At 72.6% G+C, this 19670-nt stretch carries 18 protein-coding genes; 7 read left to right on the top strand and 11 right to left on the bottom strand.

The annotated features are described in order from the left end of the window. The first annotated feature begins 7 nt into the window (after window positions 1-7). The 3 genes from ACIA8L_RS30750 to ACIA8L_RS30740 are packed head-to-tail and all read left to right on the top strand — an operon-like array spanning window position 8 to window position 4550. Window positions 8-1468, top strand: coding sequence for a class I adenylate-forming enzyme family protein (locus ACIA8L_RS30750; protein WP_395910071.1), 1461 nt, complete (start codon window positions 8-10; stop codon window positions 1466-1468). Further along, window positions 1465-4266, top strand: coding sequence for an amino acid adenylation domain-containing protein (locus ACIA8L_RS30745; RefSeq protein WP_395910070.1), 2802 nt, complete (start codon window positions 1465-1467; stop codon window positions 4264-4266). The genes ACIA8L_RS30750 and ACIA8L_RS30745 overlap by 4 nt, the downstream gene beginning before the upstream one ends. Next, entirely contained in the window at window positions 4266-4550 is a 285-nt protein-coding gene (locus ACIA8L_RS30740) for a phosphopantetheine-binding protein (protein WP_395910069.1), read from the top strand. The genes ACIA8L_RS30745 and ACIA8L_RS30740 overlap by 1 nt, the downstream gene beginning before the upstream one ends. A 6-nt stretch (window positions 4551-4556) precedes the next feature. On the opposite strand, the gene ACIA8L_RS30735 is transcribed toward ACIA8L_RS30740, so the two are convergent. From ACIA8L_RS30735 to ACIA8L_RS30725, 3 genes are read right to left on the bottom strand one after another with little or no spacing between them, the layout of a single operon-like run. Continuing rightward, window positions 4557-5210, bottom strand: coding sequence for a response regulator (locus tag ACIA8L_RS30735; protein ID WP_395910068.1), 654 nt, complete (start codon window positions 5208-5210; stop codon window positions 4557-4559). After that, window positions 5207-6136, bottom strand: a complete 930-nt coding sequence (locus ACIA8L_RS30730; protein WP_395910067.1) for a sensor histidine kinase — start codon at window positions 6134-6136, stop codon at window positions 5207-5209. Before ACIA8L_RS30730 ends, ACIA8L_RS30735 begins: the two co-directional genes overlap by 4 nt. After that, window positions 6133-7560 (bottom strand): serine hydrolase domain-containing protein, encoded by a 1428-nt coding sequence (locus ACIA8L_RS30725; protein ID WP_395910066.1) that lies wholly within the window; start codon window positions 7558-7560, stop codon window positions 6133-6135. The genes ACIA8L_RS30730 and ACIA8L_RS30725 overlap by 4 nt, the downstream gene beginning before the upstream one ends. Window positions 7561-7768: 208 nt before the next feature. Here ACIA8L_RS30725 and ACIA8L_RS30720 point away from each other — a divergent pair, with 208 nt between their 5' ends. Beyond that, window positions 7769-9229: an AAA family ATPase gene (locus ACIA8L_RS30720; protein ID WP_395910065.1), complete on the top strand. Its 1461-nt coding sequence runs from the start codon at window positions 7769-7771 to the stop codon at window positions 9227-9229. A gap of 14 nt (window positions 9230-9243) precedes the next feature. Continuing rightward, window positions 9244-9975: a hypothetical protein gene (locus ACIA8L_RS30715; RefSeq protein WP_395910064.1), complete on the top strand. Its 732-nt coding sequence runs from the start codon at window positions 9244-9246 to the stop codon at window positions 9973-9975. A 13-nt stretch (window positions 9976-9988) separates the two neighbouring features. Here the strand turns inward: ACIA8L_RS30715 and ACIA8L_RS30710 are convergent, their stop codons facing one another. After that, window positions 9989-10396, bottom strand: coding sequence for a DUF805 domain-containing protein (locus ACIA8L_RS30710; RefSeq protein ID WP_395910063.1), 408 nt, complete (start codon window positions 10394-10396; stop codon window positions 9989-9991). A 78-nt stretch (window positions 10397-10474) separates the two neighbouring features. Between ACIA8L_RS30710 and ACIA8L_RS30705 the strand changes: the two genes are divergently transcribed. Beyond that, window positions 10475-10972 carry a VOC family protein gene (locus ACIA8L_RS30705; protein ID WP_395910062.1) on the top strand — a complete coding sequence of 166 codons (498 nt, stop codon included), beginning with the start codon at window positions 10475-10477 and terminating at the stop codon, window positions 10970-10972. Window positions 10973-10979: 7 nt separating this feature from the next. Here the strand turns inward: ACIA8L_RS30705 and ACIA8L_RS30700 are convergent, their stop codons facing one another. After that, entirely contained in the window at window positions 10980-11804 is an 825-nt protein-coding gene (locus ACIA8L_RS30700) for an SDR family NAD(P)-dependent oxidoreductase (protein ID WP_395910061.1), read from the bottom strand. A 74-nt stretch (window positions 11805-11878) separates the two neighbouring features. On the opposite strand from ACIA8L_RS30700, the gene ACIA8L_RS30695 reads away from it, so the two are divergent. Beyond that, complete coding sequence (locus tag ACIA8L_RS30695) at window positions 11879-12259, top strand: winged helix-turn-helix transcriptional regulator (protein ID WP_395910060.1); 381 nt, start codon at window positions 11879-11881, stop codon at window positions 12257-12259. 80 nt (window positions 12260-12339) lie between these two features. Here the strand turns inward: ACIA8L_RS30695 and ACIA8L_RS30690 are convergent, their stop codons facing one another. Genes ACIA8L_RS30690 through ACIA8L_RS30665 form a run of 6 tightly spaced genes read right to left on the bottom strand, consistent with a single transcriptional unit; the run spans window position 12340 to window position 19600 of the window. Next, window positions 12340-13896, bottom strand: a complete 1557-nt coding sequence (locus ACIA8L_RS30690; protein ID WP_395910059.1) for an ATP-binding cassette domain-containing protein — start codon at window positions 13894-13896, stop codon at window positions 12340-12342. Further along, window positions 13893-14687: an ABC transporter permease gene (locus ACIA8L_RS30685; protein WP_395910058.1), complete on the bottom strand. Its 795-nt coding sequence runs from the start codon at window positions 14685-14687 to the stop codon at window positions 13893-13895. The genes ACIA8L_RS30690 and ACIA8L_RS30685 overlap by 4 nt, the downstream gene beginning before the upstream one ends. Then, window positions 14684-15634: an ABC transporter permease gene (locus tag ACIA8L_RS30680; RefSeq protein WP_395910057.1), complete on the bottom strand. Its 951-nt coding sequence runs from the start codon at window positions 15632-15634 to the stop codon at window positions 14684-14686. The genes ACIA8L_RS30685 and ACIA8L_RS30680 overlap by 4 nt, the downstream gene beginning before the upstream one ends. A gap of 5 nt (window positions 15635-15639) precedes the next feature. Next, entirely contained in the window at window positions 15640-17283 is a 1644-nt protein-coding gene (locus ACIA8L_RS30675; protein ID WP_395910056.1) for an ABC transporter substrate-binding protein, read from the bottom strand. A gap of 14 nt (window positions 17284-17297) precedes the next feature. After that, window positions 17298-18425, bottom strand: a complete 1128-nt coding sequence (locus ACIA8L_RS30670; protein WP_395910055.1) for an acyl-CoA dehydrogenase family protein — start codon at window positions 18423-18425, stop codon at window positions 17298-17300. Continuing rightward, window positions 18422-19600, bottom strand: coding sequence for an LLM class flavin-dependent oxidoreductase (locus ACIA8L_RS30665; RefSeq protein ID WP_395910054.1), 1179 nt, complete (start codon window positions 19598-19600; stop codon window positions 18422-18424). Before ACIA8L_RS30665 ends, ACIA8L_RS30670 begins: the two co-directional genes overlap by 4 nt. Window positions 19601-19670 lie beyond the last annotated feature (70 nt).

Below are 19670 nucleotides of genomic sequence, written 5' to 3'. Positions count from 1 at the left end.
TCGAACCGTGCCCGGATTCCTTGCCTGGCGCGCCGCGCACGATCCTGAGCACGTCGCCGTCGAGGTGGCGGGCGAGGCCTCGCTGACCCTCGGCGACTGGGACGCCGCCGCCGGCCGGGTGGCGGGCGCGCTGCACGACTACGGGCTGCTGCCCGGCGACCGGGTCGCGCTGCGGTTCGGGGCGGCCGAGTGGCGGGACTTCGCGATCGCGTACTGCGGGGTGCAGCGGGCCGGTGGCGTCGCGGTGCCCGTGTCGGACCGGCTGGCCCCGGCGCAGATCGCGTTCGTCCTGGAGCACTGCGGCGCCACCGCGCTGCTGCACGGCGCGGCCTCGCCCTGGACCGGGCCGGTGTGGTCGGCGGCCGTGCCCGCGCTGCTGACCGGCTCGGCCGCACTGGCCGATGCCAGCCGGCCGGAGGACCTCGCGCAGATCCTGTACACGTCCGGCACGACCGGCCGGCCCAAGGGGGTCGCGGCGACGCACGCCAACCTCACCGTCGCGGCGCCGACCCACCCGCGGCGGCTGCGGCTGGCCCATTCGACGCGCTTCGCCCATGCCTTTCCCATTGGTACCAACGCCGCCCAGACCATGCTCTTCACGGCCTTGTTCACCAGGCCGGGCGCCCTTACCCCGCCCCGGTTCACGCCGGCCCGGTTCGCGCGCCTGCTGCAGTCCCCCGGTGTCGGCACGGTCTTCCTGGTGCCGTCGACCGCGATCGAGCTGCTGGAGTCCGGCGCGCTGGCGGGGGCCGACCTTTCCCGCGTACACCTGGTGGGTTCGACGGCGGCCGCCCTCGCCCCGGCCACCGCGTCGCGGCTCGCCGAGGCGTTCCCCGGCGCCGCCGTCGTGAACTACTACACGTCGACGGAGGCGGCTCCGGCCGAGGTCAGCATGATCTTCGACCCGGCCCGCCCCGGTGCCCTCGGCCGGCCCGCGGGCGGCGCGCTGATGATCGCCGACGGGGACGGCGAGCCGCTCCCGGCCGGCGCGGCCGGCGAGGTGTGGCTGCGCTCGCCGTACCCGCGGGCCTACCACGACGACCCGGCCGCGACCGCCGCCACGTTCCGCGGCGAGTGGGTGCGGATGGGCGACGTGGGCCGCATCGACGCCGACGGCTACCTGTACCTCCTGGACCGCGCCCAGGACGTCGTGAAGTCCGGCGCGTTCAAGATTTCCACCCTCGAGGTCGAGGCCGCGCTGCTCGAGCACCCCCTGGTCGCGGCGGCGGCCGTGGTCGGGGTGCCGCACCCGGTGCTGGGCGCGGTCCTGGCCGCCGTCGTCGTGCCGGCCGCGGGCGCGCCGCCGGGCGCACCGGACCTGGCCGCCGTCCGCCGGTTTCTCGCCGGCCGCCTCGCCGACCACCAGCTGCCGGCCCGCGTCCAGGTCCGCCCGGAGCTGCCCCGTAACGACGGCGGCAAGGTGCTGAAACGGGAATTGGTCCGGCAACTGTCGGAGGGAGCGCCGTGACGACCGCTGTAGGCCTGGCCCTCAGCCCGGCTCAGCTCGGGATCTGGCTGGCCGAACGGGCCGGCACGCCCGAGTCGGCCCACCGCCTGCGCCTGGAGGTACGCTTCGGCCCCGGCCTCGACGTCCAGGCGCTGCACGCCGCTTGCGCCGCCGTCCTGGCCCGCCACCCGATCCTGGGCTGCGCGGTCGAGGTCCACGACGACACCCCGATGCTGGTCCCGTCGCCCACGCCGCTGGCCGCCTTCGCCCTGGCCGGCAACCGCCTCACCTTCACCGCCCACCACCTGGTCTTCGACGGCATGTCCAAGGCGATCCTGCTGGACGACCTGGCCACCGCCTATCGAGCCGCCCGGGCGGAGCCGGATCACCTGGCACCGCTGGGCGAACCACTGCCGATCGCCGGGCCCTCGCTGTCGCGCGTGCACCTTCCCGTGAGCGGTGAGCCGCTCCTGCCGGGCCTCACCCAGGTCCCCCGCCGCGCCGGACCGGCCGGAACCGTCGACGTCGCGATCCCTGGCGCCACGGCGGCCGCAGCGTTGGGCGGCACCCGGTTCGAGCTGCTCCTGACCGCCGTCCACGCGCTGCTCGCCCGCTACGGCAACTCCGGGCTCCCGGTCTTCCTCGCCGTGTCCACCCGCACCCCCGAGGACGCCGGCCGGATCGGCATGTTCGTCAACGAACTCCCCCTCGCCGTCGCCCCGCTCACCGGCACGGTCACCGAATACGCCACGGCAATGCGACAGCGACTGCGGCAGTTGTACGGTCACCGCGCCCACATCCCCACGGGTCTACGCCCGGCCGACCTGCCCGCCCGGATCACGGTCAGCTATCGCCGCCAGGGCCCGCTCCCCGACTTCGGCGGCGTACCCGTCGACGTCGGCTGGACACCCCCGGCCGAGACCGCCCGCTCCCTGCTCAACCTCCTGGCGGTCGACGGCCCCGACGGTCTGCGGATCGCCCTCGAGCACAACCGCGAAGCCCTGCCGGCCCCGGCCGCCACGCGCATCGCCACCCACCTGGCCACGGTCCTCGACGCTCTGTCCTCGACGGCGGACCGCCCGGTGGCCGCGCTGCCGATCCTGCCGCCGGCCGAGCGCGCCCTCGTGGTCGACGCGGGGAACTCGACCGACCGTCCACTCCCCGCCGACGCCACCGTTCCCGCGCTGTTCGCGGCGGCCGCCCGGGCCCGGCCCCAGGCGTTGGCGGTCGTCGACGGCGATCGGTCACTGACCTACGCGCAGCTCGACGACGCCACCAGCCGGGTCGCCGCTGTGCTGGTGGAACGCGGGGCCGGTCCGGGCACGCTGGTCGCGCTGACGGTGCCCCGGTCGCTCGACGCCGTCGTGGCGATGCTGGCCGTGATGCGGACCGGGGCCGCGTACGTGCCCGTCGACCCCGCCTACCCCGAGGCCCGCCGGGCCATGATTCGGCAGGACGCCGCGCCGGCCGTCGTGATCGACCGCGACTTCCTCTTCGCCGACCTACCGGCCGCGGCCGCCGTTGACGCCGCGTCCGGTGGTGCGCCGGCGTACGTGATGTACACGTCGGGGTCGACCGGGCGGCCCAAGGGGGTGGTGATCCCCCACCGGGCCCTGGCCAACCTGCTGCTCGGCCTGGGTGAGCGGCTCGGGAGCGGGCCGGATGACCGCTGGCTGGGGCTGACCTCGTTGTCGTTCGACATCTCCGGGCTGGAGCTGTTCCTGCCGCTGGTCACCGGGGGCCGGGTGGTGCTCGCCGGTGAGCGCGGGGCCACCGACGGACCCGGGGTCGTCCGGCTGGTACAGGCGCACGGGATCACGCACGTGCAGGCGACACCGTCCGGGTGGCGGGTGCTGCTCGATGCCGGGTTCGACGGGCGGGACGGTGTCGTCGGGCTCACCGGGGGCGAGGCGCTGCCGCCGCCCCTGGCCGAGGTGCTGCGGTCGCGGGTGGCCCGGCTGTTCAATGTGTACGGTCCTACCGAGACGACCATCTGGTCCACAGTGGACGAGGTGACGGCCGACGTCAGGATCGGGCGGCCGATCGCCAACACCCGGGCGTACGTGCTGGATGACGCGCTGCGGCCGGTGCCGGTCGGGCTGGCGGGCGAGCTGTATCTGGGCGGGACCGGTCTGGCCGTCGGCTACCTGCGGCGGCCCGGGCTGACCGCTGACCGGTTCCGGCCCGATCCGTTCGGTGGTGGTCGCCTGTACCGGACCGGCGACCGGGTGCGGTGGGGAGCCGACGGGCGCCTCGAGTACCTGGGGCGCGACGACAATCAGGTCAAGGTGCGCGGGCATCGGATCGAGCTCGGCGAGGTCGAGGCGCGCCTGCTCGCGCATCCCGCCGTCGCCGAGGCCGCGGTGGCGCTGCAGGACTCGTCGTACCTCGCCGGGTATGTCGTCGCGCGGGACGCCGCCCCGGACCCCGCTTCGCTACGGGCCTGGCTGGCGGAGACATTGCCGGCGGCGGCCGTGCCGGACCGGTGGATGGTGCTGCCGCGGCTGCCGCTGACACCGAACGGGAAGCTGGACCGCGCCTCCCTCCCGGCGATAGCGGTCCCGCCGTCCACCGCACCCGCGCCCGCCGCCGCCGATCCGCTCGTCGCCGAGCTGAGCGTCATCTGGCAGGAGATCCTGCAGGTGCCCGACATCGGACCGGACGAGGACCTGTTCGACCTCGGCGGGCACTCGCTGTCGATCGCGCGGATCATCAGCCGGATTCAGCAACGCTACGACGTGGAGGTGCCGATGGAAGACTTCTTCGAGACGCCGACCGTGGCCGAGATCGCGGCCGTCGTCCGTGCGAGCCTGGCCTGATGGGCGCGGACCGGCGGGCCGAGGTGGCCGCGCTCGTCGACGCGGCCACCTCGGGTGCGGTCACCGCCGAGGCCGCCCTCGCCGCCGGCGCGCCACTGTTCGACCTGGGGCTCGACTCGCTCGGCTGGCTCCGGCTGATCGACGCGGTCGAGTCGCGGTACGGCCTGGACCTGCAGGCCGACGGGGCGGACCTGCGCCTGGTCACGGTCGACGGCATCGCCGAACTGCTCGCGGTGGCGGCTACGGCTCAGGAAGTACCCCCGCCACCGCTCTTGGCGTTTTGACGACCTTCACGGGCCGAGCAGGTCGGCCTCGTAGGCCACGATCGCGGCCTGCACCCGGTTGTTGACCCCGAGCCGCTGCATGATGGCGCTGACGTGCGCCTTGACGGTGCCCTCGGAGACGAAGAGGGCGGCGCCGATCTCCTGGTTGGACCGGCCGTGGCCGACCAGGGCGAGCACCTCCCGCTCGCGCGGGGTCAGCCGCTCGATCCGCTGCCGGGCCGCCCGCGACCGAGCCAGCCGGCCGCCGTCGAAGCGGGCGATCACCTTCTGCGCGATCCGCGGCGACAGGTAGGCCGCGCCGTCGGCGACCGCCCGCACCCCGATGATCAGCTCGCGCGGGTCGGCCGCCTTGAGCAGGAAGCCGGCCGCCCCCTCGGCGAGGGCCCGGGCGACGTACTCGTCCTCGTCGAACGTCGTCAGCATCATCACGGCGACGTCCGGCGCGGCCGCTCGCAGCTCGGCCGCGGCGGCCAGGCCGTCCAGGTGCGGCATCCGGATGTCGAGCAGGGCGATGTCCGGCCGGTGGCGGCGGACCAGGTCGACCGCCGCGCGCCCGTCGCCGGCCTCGGCCACCACCTCGATCCCGGGGTCGGTGGCGAGGATGGCCCGGATGCCGGCTCGGATCATGGCCTCGTCGTCGGCCAGCACGACCCGGATCATCGCTGCTCGTAAGGGATCGTGGCGGTCACCTCGAACCCGCCGTCGCCAGGTTCGGCGGCCAGCGTCCCGCCGAGGAGCCGGACCCGCTCACGCAGCCCGTCCAGTCCGCTCCCGCCGTTCGACGACGCCGGGACAGTACCCCCGGAATCCCGCACTGACACCACGACCGCGGCGCCCGGCGCATGGCGGGCCGCATTGGTCAGCGCCTCCTGCACCACCCGGTGCACGGCCCGGTCCACCTCCACCGGCAACGGTCCCGCCGTATCGCGCAGCTCGACCCGCAGCCCCGCCGCCCGGGCCCGGCCCACCAGCGCGGCCACACGTTCGTCGGCCGGCTCCGTCGGCGGCCCGCCGTCCGGCTCGCGCAGCAGCCCCACGGTACGCCGCAGCCGGTCGGTCGCCGCGACCGCCGACGCGCGCAGGGCCGCCGCGGCCGCCCGGTTCGCCTCACTCTGGTCGCGCGCCAGCTCCAGGGCGCCGGCCCGCAGCGCGATCAGGGCGAGGTCGTGGCCGAGCGAGTCGTGCATGTCGGCGGCGATGCGGGCCCGTTCGCGCAGCCGCGCCCGCTCGGCCACCAGTGCACGCTCGCGCTCCAGCCGCTCGATCCGGTCCCGGCCGGCCGCCACCAGGTCGGCCTGCTGGCGCCGGGAGCGCCCGGCCAGCCACGGCAGCGCGACCGACAGCCCGACCGCGATCAGCACCCCGGCGCCGAGCCAGACCTCGGGAACCAACAGGACCGTCCCCACCGCTCCGGCGGCCGCGAGCACCATCCAGTCCCCGCGGGCCGACCGGTGTCGGCCGTGCAGGTAGGCGGCGACCACCAGCACGACGAACAGCAGCTGCCGCCACGCCGGCACGTAGTCGAGGGACAGCCCGTTGAGGACGCCGGCGCCCGCGACGGCCACGAGCAGGACACGGTTGATCACCGTTCCGAGGCTACCCAACGGAGCCGGACCAGCCGGACCGCCGCGGTCACGAGCCCCGCGAGCGCGGCGGTCACGAGCGTCGCCGTCAGCGGCGCGGCGAAGAACATCAGCTGCGCCCAGGTGACCGTGCGGCCGTTCGTCAAGAACGAGATGATTCGGGGGTACAGCACGAGCCCGCACACCGGCAGCAGGAGCGGGACGAGCCGCAGCCCCGTCCGCCACGCGGCCCGCCCCGACCGCCGGCGCGCCCACCGGCGGGATCGCACGACGGCCAGTACCGTCAACGCTATGGCACCGAACCCGATCAGGCCCAGGACGAGCTCGGTCAGCTGACGGGTCCCGCCCGGTGCCGCCGGGCTCCGGCCCTGGCTCAGCGCGACCAGACCGGTCATCACGTCGTAGGTGTCGTCGTAGAGGGATGCGCTGTTCGTCATCACGGCGTACCCGTAGCCGGTCGCCGGGTCGATCGCCTCCACGGCGTTGTAGGTGAACAGGTTGCCCGAGTGCACGAGCAGGGTGGTGCCGTCCGCCGTGACCGGTCCCCAGCCCATGCCGTACTCGGCGATCCGGGTCGGCGTGTGCATGGCGGCCAGGCTCTCCGGCCGGACCACCTGGGTGCCGGCGCCGGACTGGCTGATCAGCCATGCGCCCATGTCGGCCGCGGTCGTGACGACCCCGCCGGCGCCGCCCCGGGCCGAGAACCGGTCCAGCTCCGGCCGGGCGACCCACACGCCGAACAGCGAGTTGTACCCGCGCGCCGGCCGCACCACCCCGTCGCCGACGGCGCTGCCCGTCATGCCGAGCGGCCCGAAGACATGCCGCGCCAGGTAGTCGCCGAAGCCCAGCCCGCTCGCGACCTCGACCAGCCGCGCCGCGACCTCGTAGTTGACGTTGCAGTACGCCCACCGGGTGCCGGGCTCGGCCGCCAGCCGCCCCGAGCGCAGCGCCGCCAGGTAGCCGGCCAGGTCGGTCGCCGCCTCGGCCCGGCCCAGGTCCACGCCGCCGTCGGCCAGACCCGACGTCTGGTTCAGCAGCTGCCGCACGGTGACCCGGGCGGCCCGCGGATCGTCCAGCCGGAACTCCGGCAGCTGCGCCGCGACCGGCTCGTCGAGCGCGACCTTCCCGGCGTCGACCAGCGTCATCACCGCCATCGCGGTGAACGACTTGCTGACCGAGGCGACCCGCATCGGCGTCCCCGCGGTGATCGGCTGCCCGTCCGAGCCGTGCCCGTAGCCGGCCGCGTGGACCACCCGCCCGCCGTGCGTCACGACGAGCGACATCCCCGGCAGCCCGGTACTCTTCAGGGCCGCCGCGGCGTAGGCGTCGATCGCGGCGGGCAGCGGCTCTGCGCTCGGAGCGGCCGCGGCCGGCTGCGCGACCAACAGCGCCGCGCCGATGGACATCAGCACCATGATCCGTCTCATGGCCGAAGACGCTATGAGCCGGCGGCCCCGGGCGAATCCGACGATCCTCCGGGGCCACCCCTGACGAAAGTGAGAGCCGCGGCGAGCGTCTTATGGGCCACGGTGGTGACGCGTCAGTCGCCGCCGAGGTCCGCGCCGTGGCCACGACACCCCCGCCGCAGCTACGCCCCGCGAATAGCGAGATTTCCCGTCGCCGCAGGTGGCACCCGTGGAAGCCCATGTGAGCCGACGTAAGATACGCCGAACTGATCCACCGAGACAGCCACCCACCGGCGGCGCGCTGTCAGATGACCGAGGTCGGACGATGTACATCGCACGGGTCCGTCTGGAGAACGTTCGAGGGTTCTTCGACGACCGCAACGTGGACCTGGACCTGCGGCGCCCCGATGGCAGCTATGCCGGCTGGACGGTCATCGCCGGGCAGAACGGCTCCGGCAAGACGTCGCTCCTGCGGGCAGCGGCGCTGGCGGCGAGCGGGCCGGCGGTGGCCCGCAGCCTCGTGCCGGACTTCGAAAGCTGGATCACGACTGGACGTGATGCCGGGACCGCGGACGTTGAACTGGTCCACGACCAGGCGTTCGACCGTACCGCCGAAGCAGGCGAACAACTCCCGTCCGCGCCATTCTGGGTCGGCATCCGGTGGACCGCCCCGGCCCCGGACAGCGGCGGCCGGCGGGGCCCGCAGCCTTCACTGCACCGGCACGACATCGCTTCGACGCCGAAGGAAGTGCCGCGACAGGGCCCGTGGCAGGACAACCCGACCGGCTGGTTCTGCGCCGCATACGGCCCGTTCCGCCGGCTCGCCGGGGGCTCCGGAGACTCGAAGCGCATCATGCGTAGCCCCGGCCCGGCGGCCCGGCTCGGCACGCTGTTCCACGAAGACGCCTCACTCGCCGAAGGTGTCAGCTGGCTCATCGAGCAGCATCTTCGATCGCTCGAGGACCGCCCGGGCGCGAGCGACTTGAAGCACGCCGCGATCGCCATCCTGCGCGACGGCCTCCTACCGGACGGTTACAGCGTCCAGACCGTCGACTCGGACGGGCTGTGGGTGGAAAACGCCGGCCGACGATTCCCGCTGCGCGACATGAGCGATGGCTACCGGACCGTCGCCGCCCTGGTTGTAGACATGCTGAAGCAGATCCATGAGGCATACGGCGAGCTGACCACGGATGTCGACGGATCGACACCCCGAATCACAGCGCCGGGGGTGGTGATCATCGACGAGGTCGACGCCCACCTCCACGTGTCCTGGCAGAAGCGCATCGGCTGGTGGCTGAAACGCCACTTCCCCAACATCCAGTTCATCGTCACGACGCATAGCCCGTATATCTGCCAGTCCGCCGACCAGGGCGGCCTCATCAGGCTGCCGAGGGCCAATCAGCTCGAGCCACCGATGGTGGTCGACCAGGACCTCTACGAACGCATCATTTACGGCAGCGGCGACGACGCCGTCCTCTCCGACCTGTTCGGCCTCGACACCCCGTATTCAGACGACGCGCGGGAGCTTCGCCGCGAACTGGTCGAGCTCGAGTTCACCGTCATGACCGGCAAAGCAACCCACGACCAGCAGCGACGCTACGCACACTTGGCGGACGTGCTCACCAGCTCACCGGTAGCCCGGACCGAGGAGGTCGCCGCGCGACTGAACGACCGGAACCCCCCTTCATGATAAAGATCAATCGAGTGGCGCTGCCCGATGACCTGGTAACGCGCATGGCCGGGCTCAGCGGTCAGATCAGCGGCGTCGCGCTGGACAATCGGACAGCACTGGCGAAGGAGCTGTGGCGTAGAACCTCGACGCGCGACGCCGTGTGCACGCCGCTCCGGCGGTTCCTGGCACAGATGGCGCCCGGCCGTCAACACTGCATGTATTGCGGGGACAACCACGGCACCGACATCGACCACTTCGAGCCCGTTACCCGCAACCCGCTGCGCACCTTCGACTGGCTCAACCACCTGCTCGCCTGCTCGACCTGCAACAGCCATCAGAAGCGGGACCAGTTCCCGGTGGATACCGACGGCCGGCCGCTGCTGATCGACCCGACGTTGGAAGATCCATTCGACCACCTCTTCCTGTCACTGTCCGTCGGTGAGTACAAGGCGCTGACCGCAAAGGGCCGGCTGACGATCGAGGTCTGCGGTCTCAACCGGTTTCTCTTGTCGCGCGGCCGCGTCCAGGCCCGGCGCGTCGTTGCGATGAGTCTTCGCGATTGGAAGCAAGCGTTCGACACCGGCGATGCCGACCAGATGCAGGTTGCGCTGCAGACCGTGCACGAACAGCCGTTCGCCGATGTGTGCCAGGCAATGCTTCGCCAGGCGATCACACCGGGCGCGGAGGTGTTGTTCGAGAAAGCGATGGACCTGCTTCACCTGCTGCGCTTCGAGCCCCTCCGCGAACTGCTGTTGCGGGATTGATCTGCGCGGCTTGTCACCTGGAGCGGCGCAGGCCCCAGCCGCCGAGGCTGGTGGAGGTCGCGCCGTAGCGGTTCGGGTCGGGTTGGCTGGGTAGGCACCAGAGGACGATGAGGGCGATCATGCCGATCGCGGAGAACGCGAGGAGGGCCCACGCGCCGGAGCGGCCCGAGTCGTGGAGCCGTCGGACCGCGAGCGCGATCAGCGGCAGGCAGAGTGCGAAGAAGACCCAGCCGAACCAGGCCGGGTCGGAGTCCGTGCGGTCCGTCCATTCGATCATCACTGCGCAGAACACCCAGAACGATGCGGCGTACGTCCAGAACTGCCAGCGCGGGGCTCGGCCCTGCCAGTCGACGGACCAGTTCATCACCGCCAGCGCGATGCGCAGCGGAGGCGGTCGCTCCGACGTCCTATCGATGGCCATAACTTCACCGTATCGGATCGCGGCCGCCGGGCGGCAAGCGGTCAGAAGGTGGCCGGATCTGCTGGGAGACTTGGCCGCATGACCAGTGAGATGCTGCTGCCGCAGCAAGCGGTGCCGGCCGGTGGTGCGGTGCTCAACCCGTTTGTGATCGTGGACGACGCGGCTGGGTTCGTCGACTTCGTGAGCGGTGTCTTCGGGGTTGCGGAGGCGGCTGAGGCGCGGACCGAGATGCCCGGCGGGAAGCTCATCCACGCTCAGCTCCGCCTCGGGACCGTGGACCTCATGGTGGCCGACCGGCTCGACGGGTGGCCGGCGCGGCCCGGGCTGTTGCAGGTGTGGGTTCGTGACGTCGGGGCCGTGCTGGAGCGGGCTGCGGGCCGGGGGGCCACCGTGGTCACCGCGCCGACGCCGTTCTACGGGGAGATCACGCTCGGGCGGATGCTCGACGCCTGGCAGAACCTCTGGTGGCTGTGGGCGCCGGCGCCGGGGCAGCCCGATCCCGAGCCGCACTGGGACGGCGGCTCGGACCTCGTCTTCGGCACCCTGGACGCGACGCTGCGGTCACTGCGGCACTGAAGGCCGATCACGCGCTCAGGTCCTGCAGGGTCCTCGCCAGGCGGCGGGCCGCGGCCGGGTCGAAGGCGGGGCCGGTGACGTCGACGGGGCGGTGGGCCCGGAACGCGGACAGCGCGGCCGCCGGTGGCGCGTCGATGTGGGCCGCTATCGGCACGATCGCGCGGGCCACCGGGGCGGCGAACAGCCGGGCCAGGACGCTGACGACGGTCCGGATCGGCGGGCGGAACGGCTCGGCGAGGTTGGTGTCGACGAAGACCGGGTTGTGCAGCACGTAGCGGACGGGGCTGTCCGGGTGCCGGTCGGTGAAGGCGACGCCGAGCAGGTCGTTGGCCCGGGCGCCCTGCATGGTGGCCGTGCGGGGGCGGTAGCGCCGGCGCAGCTGGAGGTCGTCCCAGTGCAGGTGGCCGGCCTTCGTGCCGGTGCCGCAGAGGTTGACGATGACCGGGTGCGGGGCTCGCTCCAGGGCGGTGCGCAGGTGCTCGGCGAGGAGGAAGCGGCTCAGGACGTACAAGGAGAAGGTCTGTTCGATGCCTTCGGCGGTTTCCCGCCGGCCGGTCCGGTAGCGGAAGGCGCCGAGGACGACGGCGTCGATGCTCGGATGCCGAGTGCTCAGGCGGTCGGCCAGCTCGATCGTCGCCGCCGGTGAGCTCAGGTCGACGGGCTCGAATGAGCAGCGGTCGGCGGCGCCGAGCCGGGCGGCTTCGGCCAGCAGTGCCTCGCCCTTGGCCCGGCTCGAACCGACCGCGATGACGCGATCGCCGCGGCTGAGCCGGTCCAGGGCCAGGCCGCGGCCGATGCCCTGCGTCCCACCGGTGATGACCACAGTGCGCACCGAGTGCCCCCTTCGTCGCGTGGTTACGCTCGATCTTCGGGCGGACGGTCGCGGACACGAAAGAAGGAACATTCATGTCTCCACGCATTCCGGTGCCGGTTTCGGCGCAGGACCGCACCGCGTGTGCGGCGGTCGACGTGCTGCGGCGGACCGGAGACAAGTGGAGCGTGCTGCTGATGGCGCTGCTGGCGCCGCGGCCGTACGGGTTCAACGAGCTCGATCGGGCCGTCGACGGGCTGAGCCGGCGGATGCTCACCCTCACGCTGCGGTCACTGGTGCGCGACGGGCTGGTGGACCGCACGCCGCGGCCGGGGCCGGGCGCCCGCGTCGACTACGCCCTGAGCGACCTCGGGCGGTCGCTGCTGCCCCTCGTCGTCGCGGTCGGCCGGTGGGCGGAGCACCACGACGAGGACATCCGCGCCGCCCGGGCCCGCCACGATCAGACCGGGGCGTGAGCGGTCACTCGAGCGGCCGGCTGGCCGCGAAGGTGAGGATGCGGGCGCCCGCGAGCTGGGCCGCCAGCGCTCGGACGGCCTCAGGCATGGGCCCGCACCGAGGCCCGCCCGGGGACGGCGGCGATGAGCTCCCGCGTGTGCTCGCTGCGCGGGTCGGTGAACACGGTGGCCACCGGGCCCTCCTCGACGATCCGGCCGCCGCGCATCACCGACACCGTGTGCGCGATCTGGGCGACGACCGCGAGATCGTGGGAGACGAAGAGGTACGACAGACCCAGGCTCTGCTGCAGTTCGACCAGCAGCCGCAGGATCTGGTCCTGCACGAGGACGTCCAGGGCCGACACGGGCTCATCGAGCATCAGCAGCTCCGGGTGCAGGGCGAGGGACCGGGCGATCGCGACCCGCTGGCGCTGCCCGCCGGAGAGTTCGGTTGGACGGCGCTCGAGGAACGACGACGGCAACGCGACCTGGTCGAGCAGCTCGCGGGCCCGGGCCGTGCGGCTGCGGCGGTCGCCGATCCGGAACGCCACCAGCGGTTCGGTGACCGTCTGGCGGACGGTGAAGCGCGGGTCAAGAGCGGCGAACGGATCCTGGTGTACCAGTTGAGCCTTGCGCCGCAGCGGACGCGCCCGGCTCCAGGGCAGCCCGGCGATCTCGGTGCCGTCGAGGACGATCGACCCGCTGGTCGCCGCCTCCAGCCCGAGCGCGATGCGCAGGGTGGTGCTCTTGCCACAGCCGGACTCGCCGACCAGGGCGTGCGTCTGGCCGCGGGACACGGTGACGCTTACGTCGGACAGCGCGTCGAAGCCGCCGGCGAAGGTCTTGTGCACCCGCTCCAGCACCAGGATGGGCGGCGCCGGCGGCGGGATGTCCGCGCGCGGTTCGAGGCGGGGCACGGCCGCGATGAGCTGCCGGGTGTACTCCGCCCGGGGCGCGGTCAGGATGGTGCCCGGTGTGCCCTCCTCGACCTTGACGCCGCCTTTGAGCACGACCACGCGGTCGGCCCGGTCGGCCGCGACGGCCAGGTCGTGGGTGATGATGAGCAGCGAGATGCCCTGCTCGCGGACGAGCCCGCCGAGGTGGTCGAGGATGCGCCGCTGCACGGTGACGTCCAGGGCGCTGGTCGGCTCGTCGGCGATGATGAGCTTCGGGCGCCCGGCGAGGGCGATCGCGATGAGCACCCGTTGCCGCAGGCCGCCGGAGAGCTGGTGGGGGTACTGCCGCCGCCGCAGTTCCGGGTCCGGGATGCCGGCCTGCTCCAGGTAGTGCGCCACCTCCCCCGGCCCGCACGCCTCGGCCACCTGCGCGCCGATCCGCTTGGTGGGGTTGAGGCTCACCATCGGGTCCTGCGGGATCAGCCCGACCACCGACCCGCGCAGCCGCCGCAGCGTCCGCTCCCGCGCGCCCGCGATCTGCACCCCGTCGACGAGCGCCGAGCCGGCCGTGATCCGTCCGCCGGCCGGCAGCAGCCCGATGAGCGCGTTCGCCGTGGTTGTCTTGCCCGACCCCGACTCCCCGACCAGCGCCACGACCTCCCCGGCCCCGACGGTGAGGTCGAGGCCGGCGACGGCCGGTACGACGGCGCGGCCGCGGCGGTATCCGATGTCCAGGCCCTTGATGTCCACCAGTGCCGTCAACGCTGGACCTCCTGCATCGTCTTGGAGATGTGGTTCAGGCTCAGCACGAGCAGCGCGACGAACAGGCCCGGCAGCAGGCTCAGCCACCACGCCGTCACCAGGTAGTTGCGGCCGTCGGCGATGAGGGTGCCCCACTCGGCCGCGGGCGGCGCGGCGCCGAAGCCGAGGAAGCTCAGCGACGCGATCGCGATGATGGCCACGCCGGCGTCGAGGACGGCCAGGACGGCGACCGGGCCCCAGGAGTTGGGCAGGATGTGCCGCAGCAGCACCCGCGACCAGGAGGCGCCGGACGCTCGGGCCGCCTCGACGTAGGGCAGCGTCTTGACCCGCAGCACCTCGGCCCGGGTGGTGCGGGCGAAGCCGGGCACGATGCCCACGCCGACGGCCACCGCGACCGGAATGGTGCCGTAGCCGAGGGCGGTGACGATGGACAGGGCGAGCAGCAGGCCGGGGATGGCCAGCAGCACGTCGATGCCGCGCATCAGCACCGCGTCGGTGCCGCCGCCGAAGAAGCCCGAGACGACGCCGAGGGTCAGGCCGGCCACCAGCGCGATACCGAGGGCGATCAGGGTCGCCTCGATGGTCAGCGGCGAGCCGTACAGCATCCGGGTCCACAGGTCGCGGCCGTAGTTGTCGGTGCCGAACAGGTGTGCGGCGCTCGGCGGGAGCACGGCCGCCTCCGGGTGGGTGTCGAACGGGCCGGCCGACGTGAACCAGGCCGGCCGGAAGGCGGAGACGACGATGAACAGGACGTACGCGGCCGAGGCGAGGAACAGGGGGCGGCGGATCATCGGGCCGCCTCCCGCAGCGAGATGCGCGGGTCCAGCAGCGGGTACAGCAGGTCGACGACGAGGTTGACGAGCACGAAGATCGTCGCGGCGATGGTGACGATGGCGAGTACCACCGGGACGTCCTGGTTGAGGACGGACTGCTGGGCCAGGTTGCCCAGGCCCTCCCGGGTGAACACCGTCTCCACGACGATCGAGCTGGTCACGGTCAGTCCGACGATCACGCCGAGGATCGTCATCGCCGGCAGGGCGGCGTTGCGGAAGGCGTGCCGCAGGTGGACCGCCGAGCGGGACAGGCCTTTGGCCCGGGCCGTGGCGATGTAAGGCTGGCGCAGGGTCTCGTCGAAGGTCTTGATGAGCACCTGCGCCAGGATCGACGACGTGAGCACGGAGATCGTGGCGACCGGCATGACGAGGGACTGGACGCCCTCGGTGCCGGTCGCCGGGAACCAGCCGAGCTGGAAGGAGAAGAACTGGATGAGGAACAGCGCGACGAAGAACTGCGGGAACGAGGCGCCGAGCGCGGGCAGCCGGGTGAGCAGCACCCGCAGCGGGTTCCACCGGGCGAACGTGGCCAGGTAGGCCAGGGTGGACCCGGCCAGCAGCGACACGATGGCCGCGCTGGCGCTCAGCAGCAGCGTCTGGCCGAAGCGCCGACCGATGAGCTCGGTGACCGGCACGCCCTGGGCGAGGGAGAGGCCGAAGTCGCCGTGCAGGGCGCCGGCCAGGTGGTGCCAGTACTGCACCCAGATCGACTGATCGAGCCCGAAGCGGTGCCGCAGCGCGGCCAGCTGGTCCGGCGGCAGGCTGTCCGGCTGGATGCCGGCCGCGGCCAGCTGCAGCTGCATCGGGTCGCTCGGCAGCAGATACAGGATGGCGAACGTCAGCGTGAACGCCGCCCACAGCACCGCCACCGCATGGGTGACGCGCCCCACGACGTACCGGGTCACCGGACTCAGTCCTTCCAGACGTCGTTGAGCTTGAGGAAGCTTTCCGAGGTGAACGCGAAGCCGTGGACCTTGCTGCCGACGCCGACCTTCTGAACCCGCTCGAACAGCGGGAACGTCACGCCGGCATCGAGCAGGTAGTCCTGCAGGTCGGCGTACGCCTGCTTGGTCGCGGCGGCGTCGGTGCTCTGGATCGCCTGGGCGAACAGCGCCTGGATCTTCGCGATGCCGTCGGCCGGGGCGGAGCGCTTGGCCAGGGCCTTGGAGTTGGCGACGTCGGGGTTGAGGATGAACTGCAGCGCGCCGGGGTCGGCCCGGGTGAAGTAGGTGCCGGTCAGGTCGTAGTCGCCGTTGGGCAGGTACGTCGTGGTCTGCGCGGTGGTGAGGGTGCGCAGGGTCAGGTTGATGCCGACCTTCTTCAGCTGGGCCTGCAGCAGCTCGGCGCCGGGGATGGCGCTGGTGACCGGGTAGTCGATGGTCAGCTGGGCGCCGTTCTTGAACCGGTAGCCGTCCTTGCCGACCGTCCAGCCGGCCGCTTCGAGGGCCTTCGCGGCCGCGTCGGGGTCGTAGGCGAGCTTGGCCGACTTGTCGGTGTAGTACGGCGTGGTCGAGTCGAACGCGCCGCCGACGACCGGGTAGTTGGCGCCGAAGACGGTGGTGGCGAAGGTCTTGCGGTCGATGGCCTGGTTGAGCGCCTTGCGTACCGCCGGGTCGCTGAGGACCTTGCCGTCGGCGGTGTTGGCGAACAGGGTGTAGGCGACGCCGGGCAGCGGGCGCTGCTCGACCTTGGCGCCGGAGCGCTGGATGAGCTGCTCGTCCTGGGGCGAGAACGGGTTGCGCGGCCAGGCGATGTCGATCGCGCCGCTGACGAGGTTGCCGGTGCGGACACTGTCCTCGGCGACGTAGTTGAAGACCACCTTGTCGAGGTAGGCCTCGCCCTGGTTCTTCGAAAGCGCCGAGCCCCATTGGTACCCGGCCCGCTTCGTGATCACCGTCTCGACCTTGGGCGTGTAGTGGTCCAGCACGAACGGCCCGGAGCCGACGACGCCCTTGCCGGTGCAGCGCTCGGCCGGGGTCAGCTGGAACTCGGCGGGGTCGGTGATGGCCAGGTTCGTGGTCGAGGTGGCCTGCAGGAATGACGAGTTCGGCTTGCTCAGGGTGAGGGCGACGGTGCTCGGGTCGACGACCTTGGCCCCGGTGAGGCCCTGGACGTAGGAGGCGCCGAACGCGGCCCCGTTCGTCGCCTTCACGGTGGCGATCCAGCCGGCGGCGTTGTCGGCGACGGCCTGGGCGTCGAGCTTCTTGCCGTTGGCGAAGGTGACGCCGTCGCGCAGCTTGAAGGTGTAGGTCAGCCCGTCCGGGCTGACCTGCCAGCTCGTCGCCAGCCAGGGCACGATCTCGCCGGTCTTGGGGTCCTGGTCGGTCAGCGAGTCGGCGAAGTTGCGGATGATGGAGCGGCTCTCGATCCAGTACACCTGGAACGGGTCGATGCACGCCAGGGTCGGGTTGTCGGGCCAGTACGTCAGCTTCAGCGTGCCGCCGCTCTTGGGCGTGCCACCTTCGTTCTGAGCGGTGCCGCCGCCGTTGCCGCCACAAGCGGCCAGGGCCACTATCGCGGCGGCCGTGGTGGCGAGCAGTGTCAGCTTGCGCATGGGCTTCGTCCTTCTCAGGGGTTGAGGATGCGGCGGCCGCTCGCCAGCAGGACGGTGTCCTCCTGCGGCGGGTGGACCCGGATGCACAGCGCGTCGCGCAGGTGCCGTTCGAGGGGGTGGTGCCGGGACAGGCCGGGGTTGCCCAGCGCGGCCACGGCGGTCTGGGTCGCGGCGATCACGGAGCGGGCGATGGCCACCTTGACCGCGGAGAGCTCGGGCAGCAGCGACTCGTCGCCCGCCTCCAGCCGCAGCAGCGCGCCGTGCAGCAGCGTCTCGGCCTGCACGATCTGCAGGTCGATCTCGCCGGCGACGCTCTGGATGCGCTCGGTCTGCGCGATCGGCTTGCCCAGCGCCGCGGGGGTCCGGGCGCGGGCGAAGGCGGCGAACGCGGCCCGGGCCGCGCGGGCCACGCCGATGTAGAGGGCCGGGTGGCCGAAGCTGCCAGGGCCGGCCATCGCCGACGGGTCCCGGTAGACGCCGTCGGGGCCGCGCGGGATCTCGGTGAACGCGTCCGCCGGGACCTCGACGTCGGTGTAGACGACGTCGTGGGTGTTGGAGGCGCGCAGCCCGAGGTGGTCCCACGTGTCGACCCAGGTGATGCCGGGAAGGTCGCCGGGGACGACGAAGTGGCCGACCCGCTCCTCGGCCACGGCCCATACGACGTGATACGTGAGGGCGGTCCCGCCGGTCGCGTAGGCTTTGCGCCCGTTGAGCCGCCAGCCGCCCGGGGTCCGGGTCGCCGTCGTCTTCGGCCGCCCGCCGCGGGCCGCCGCACCCAGCTCCGGCTCCGCCCGCACGGCGTTGACCAGGGCGGGGCCGTCCGCGGAGCGGCGCAGCAGGTCCTCGTACGTGGCCCTGGGCCAGGTCGGGTGGACGGCCTGCGCGGCGTGGAGCAGCAGTGTGTTGGCCGCGAGCAGGCCGACCGAGGCGTCGCCTTCACCGATGGCCGTGAGGATCCGGGCGATCTCTCGCGGACCGGCGCCCGGCCCGCCGAACTGCGCCCCGACCGAGGCGGTGAGCAGCCCGGCCCGGTGCGCGGCCCAGAGCCCGGCCCACGGGATCTCGGCGGTCCGGTCGTATTCCGCGGCCGTCGCGGCGATCTCCGCGGTGACCTTGGCCAGCTCGTCGGCGGAGAAGCTCACGGCCGCCCCGCGGTGGCGTACGCCCCGTATTCGGGGGCGTAGTTGCCGGGGTGCTCGGCCTGCAGGGAGCCGCGGGTGCCGGTGGCCGCCCGGTGCGCGAGTTCCTGGCGGACCAGGGGCAGCACGTGGCGGCCGTAGTCGATGGCGTCGACGAGGGTGTCGTAGCCCCGGATCGACACCAGCGACGCGCCCCGGTCGACGTAGTCGAGGATCGCCGCGGCGACCGTCTCGGGCGAGCCGACGAGGGCGGTCGAGGCCCCGGCCGCGTTGGTGACCGCGGCCGTGCGGGTCCACAGGGCCCGGTCGTAGAGCTCGGAGCGCTCCGCGAAGGCCAGGGCCCGCTGGGAGCCCACGTTCTGCGGAGTGTCGACCGGGTACGCGTTGCGGGCGATCCGGGCGACGTACTCCTGCGCCTTGCGCCAGGCCAGCTCGTCCGTTTTGGCGATGATCGGCCGGAACGTGACCCAGATCCGCGGGAGCGTGGTGCGCCCGGCGGCCCGGGCGATCGCGTGCACCCGGTCGATCTCGCCGCTCAGGTCGGCCAGGGGCTCGCCCCAGAAGCTGAAGATGTCGGCCTTGGCCCCGCCGACGGCGAACGCCTCGTCGGACTGCCCGCCGATGGAGATGGGAATCGGCCGCTCGTAGGGTGCGAAGCCGGGGCCGAAGCCGTCGAAGCGGTAGAACTCGCCCGCGTGGCTGAACGGGGCGGTCTCGGTCCACGCCCGGCGCAGGATGTCGATGTACTCCGACGTGCGCGCGTAGCGGCGCTCCTTCGGCAGGTAGTCGCCCTGCCGGGCCTGCTCGGTGTCGTTGCCCCCGGAGATCAGGTGGACCACCGCCCGGCCCTCGGTGAGCTGGTCGAGGGTGGCCAGCTTCTGCGCGCCGACGGTGGGGAACGTGGTGTTGGGCCGCAGCGCGACGATCGGCCTGATCCGCTCGGTGAGCTGGCCGACGGCGCTGGCCACGACAAACGAGTCGGCGCTGCCGGAGCCGTAGGGCAGCAGCGTGTAGTCGTAGCCGGCGTCCTCCAGCGCGCGGACATAGGTGCGGAAGAACGGCAGGTCGATGCCGCGGCCCGGCACCGGGTTCAGCTCCGTCGACGGGTTCAGGTGCGAAAGGCTGATGAACTCGACCAGGGGCGAAGCGGTTGCCGGGAGGGCGCCATCTCCTATCATGCCTACCAGATTGATAGGGAATAGGGCCCGCGTCCAATGCGAATCGGCACTCGGCATCGACCGCGATTTC

This window comes from Dactylosporangium sp. NPDC051541 (genome assembly GCF_044454505.1).
Lineage (GTDB): Bacteria > Actinomycetota > Actinomycetes > Mycobacteriales > Micromonosporaceae > Dactylosporangium.
Note: the sequence above shows the minus strand (reverse complement) of the source record. Positions and strands in the feature narration are given on the sequence as shown.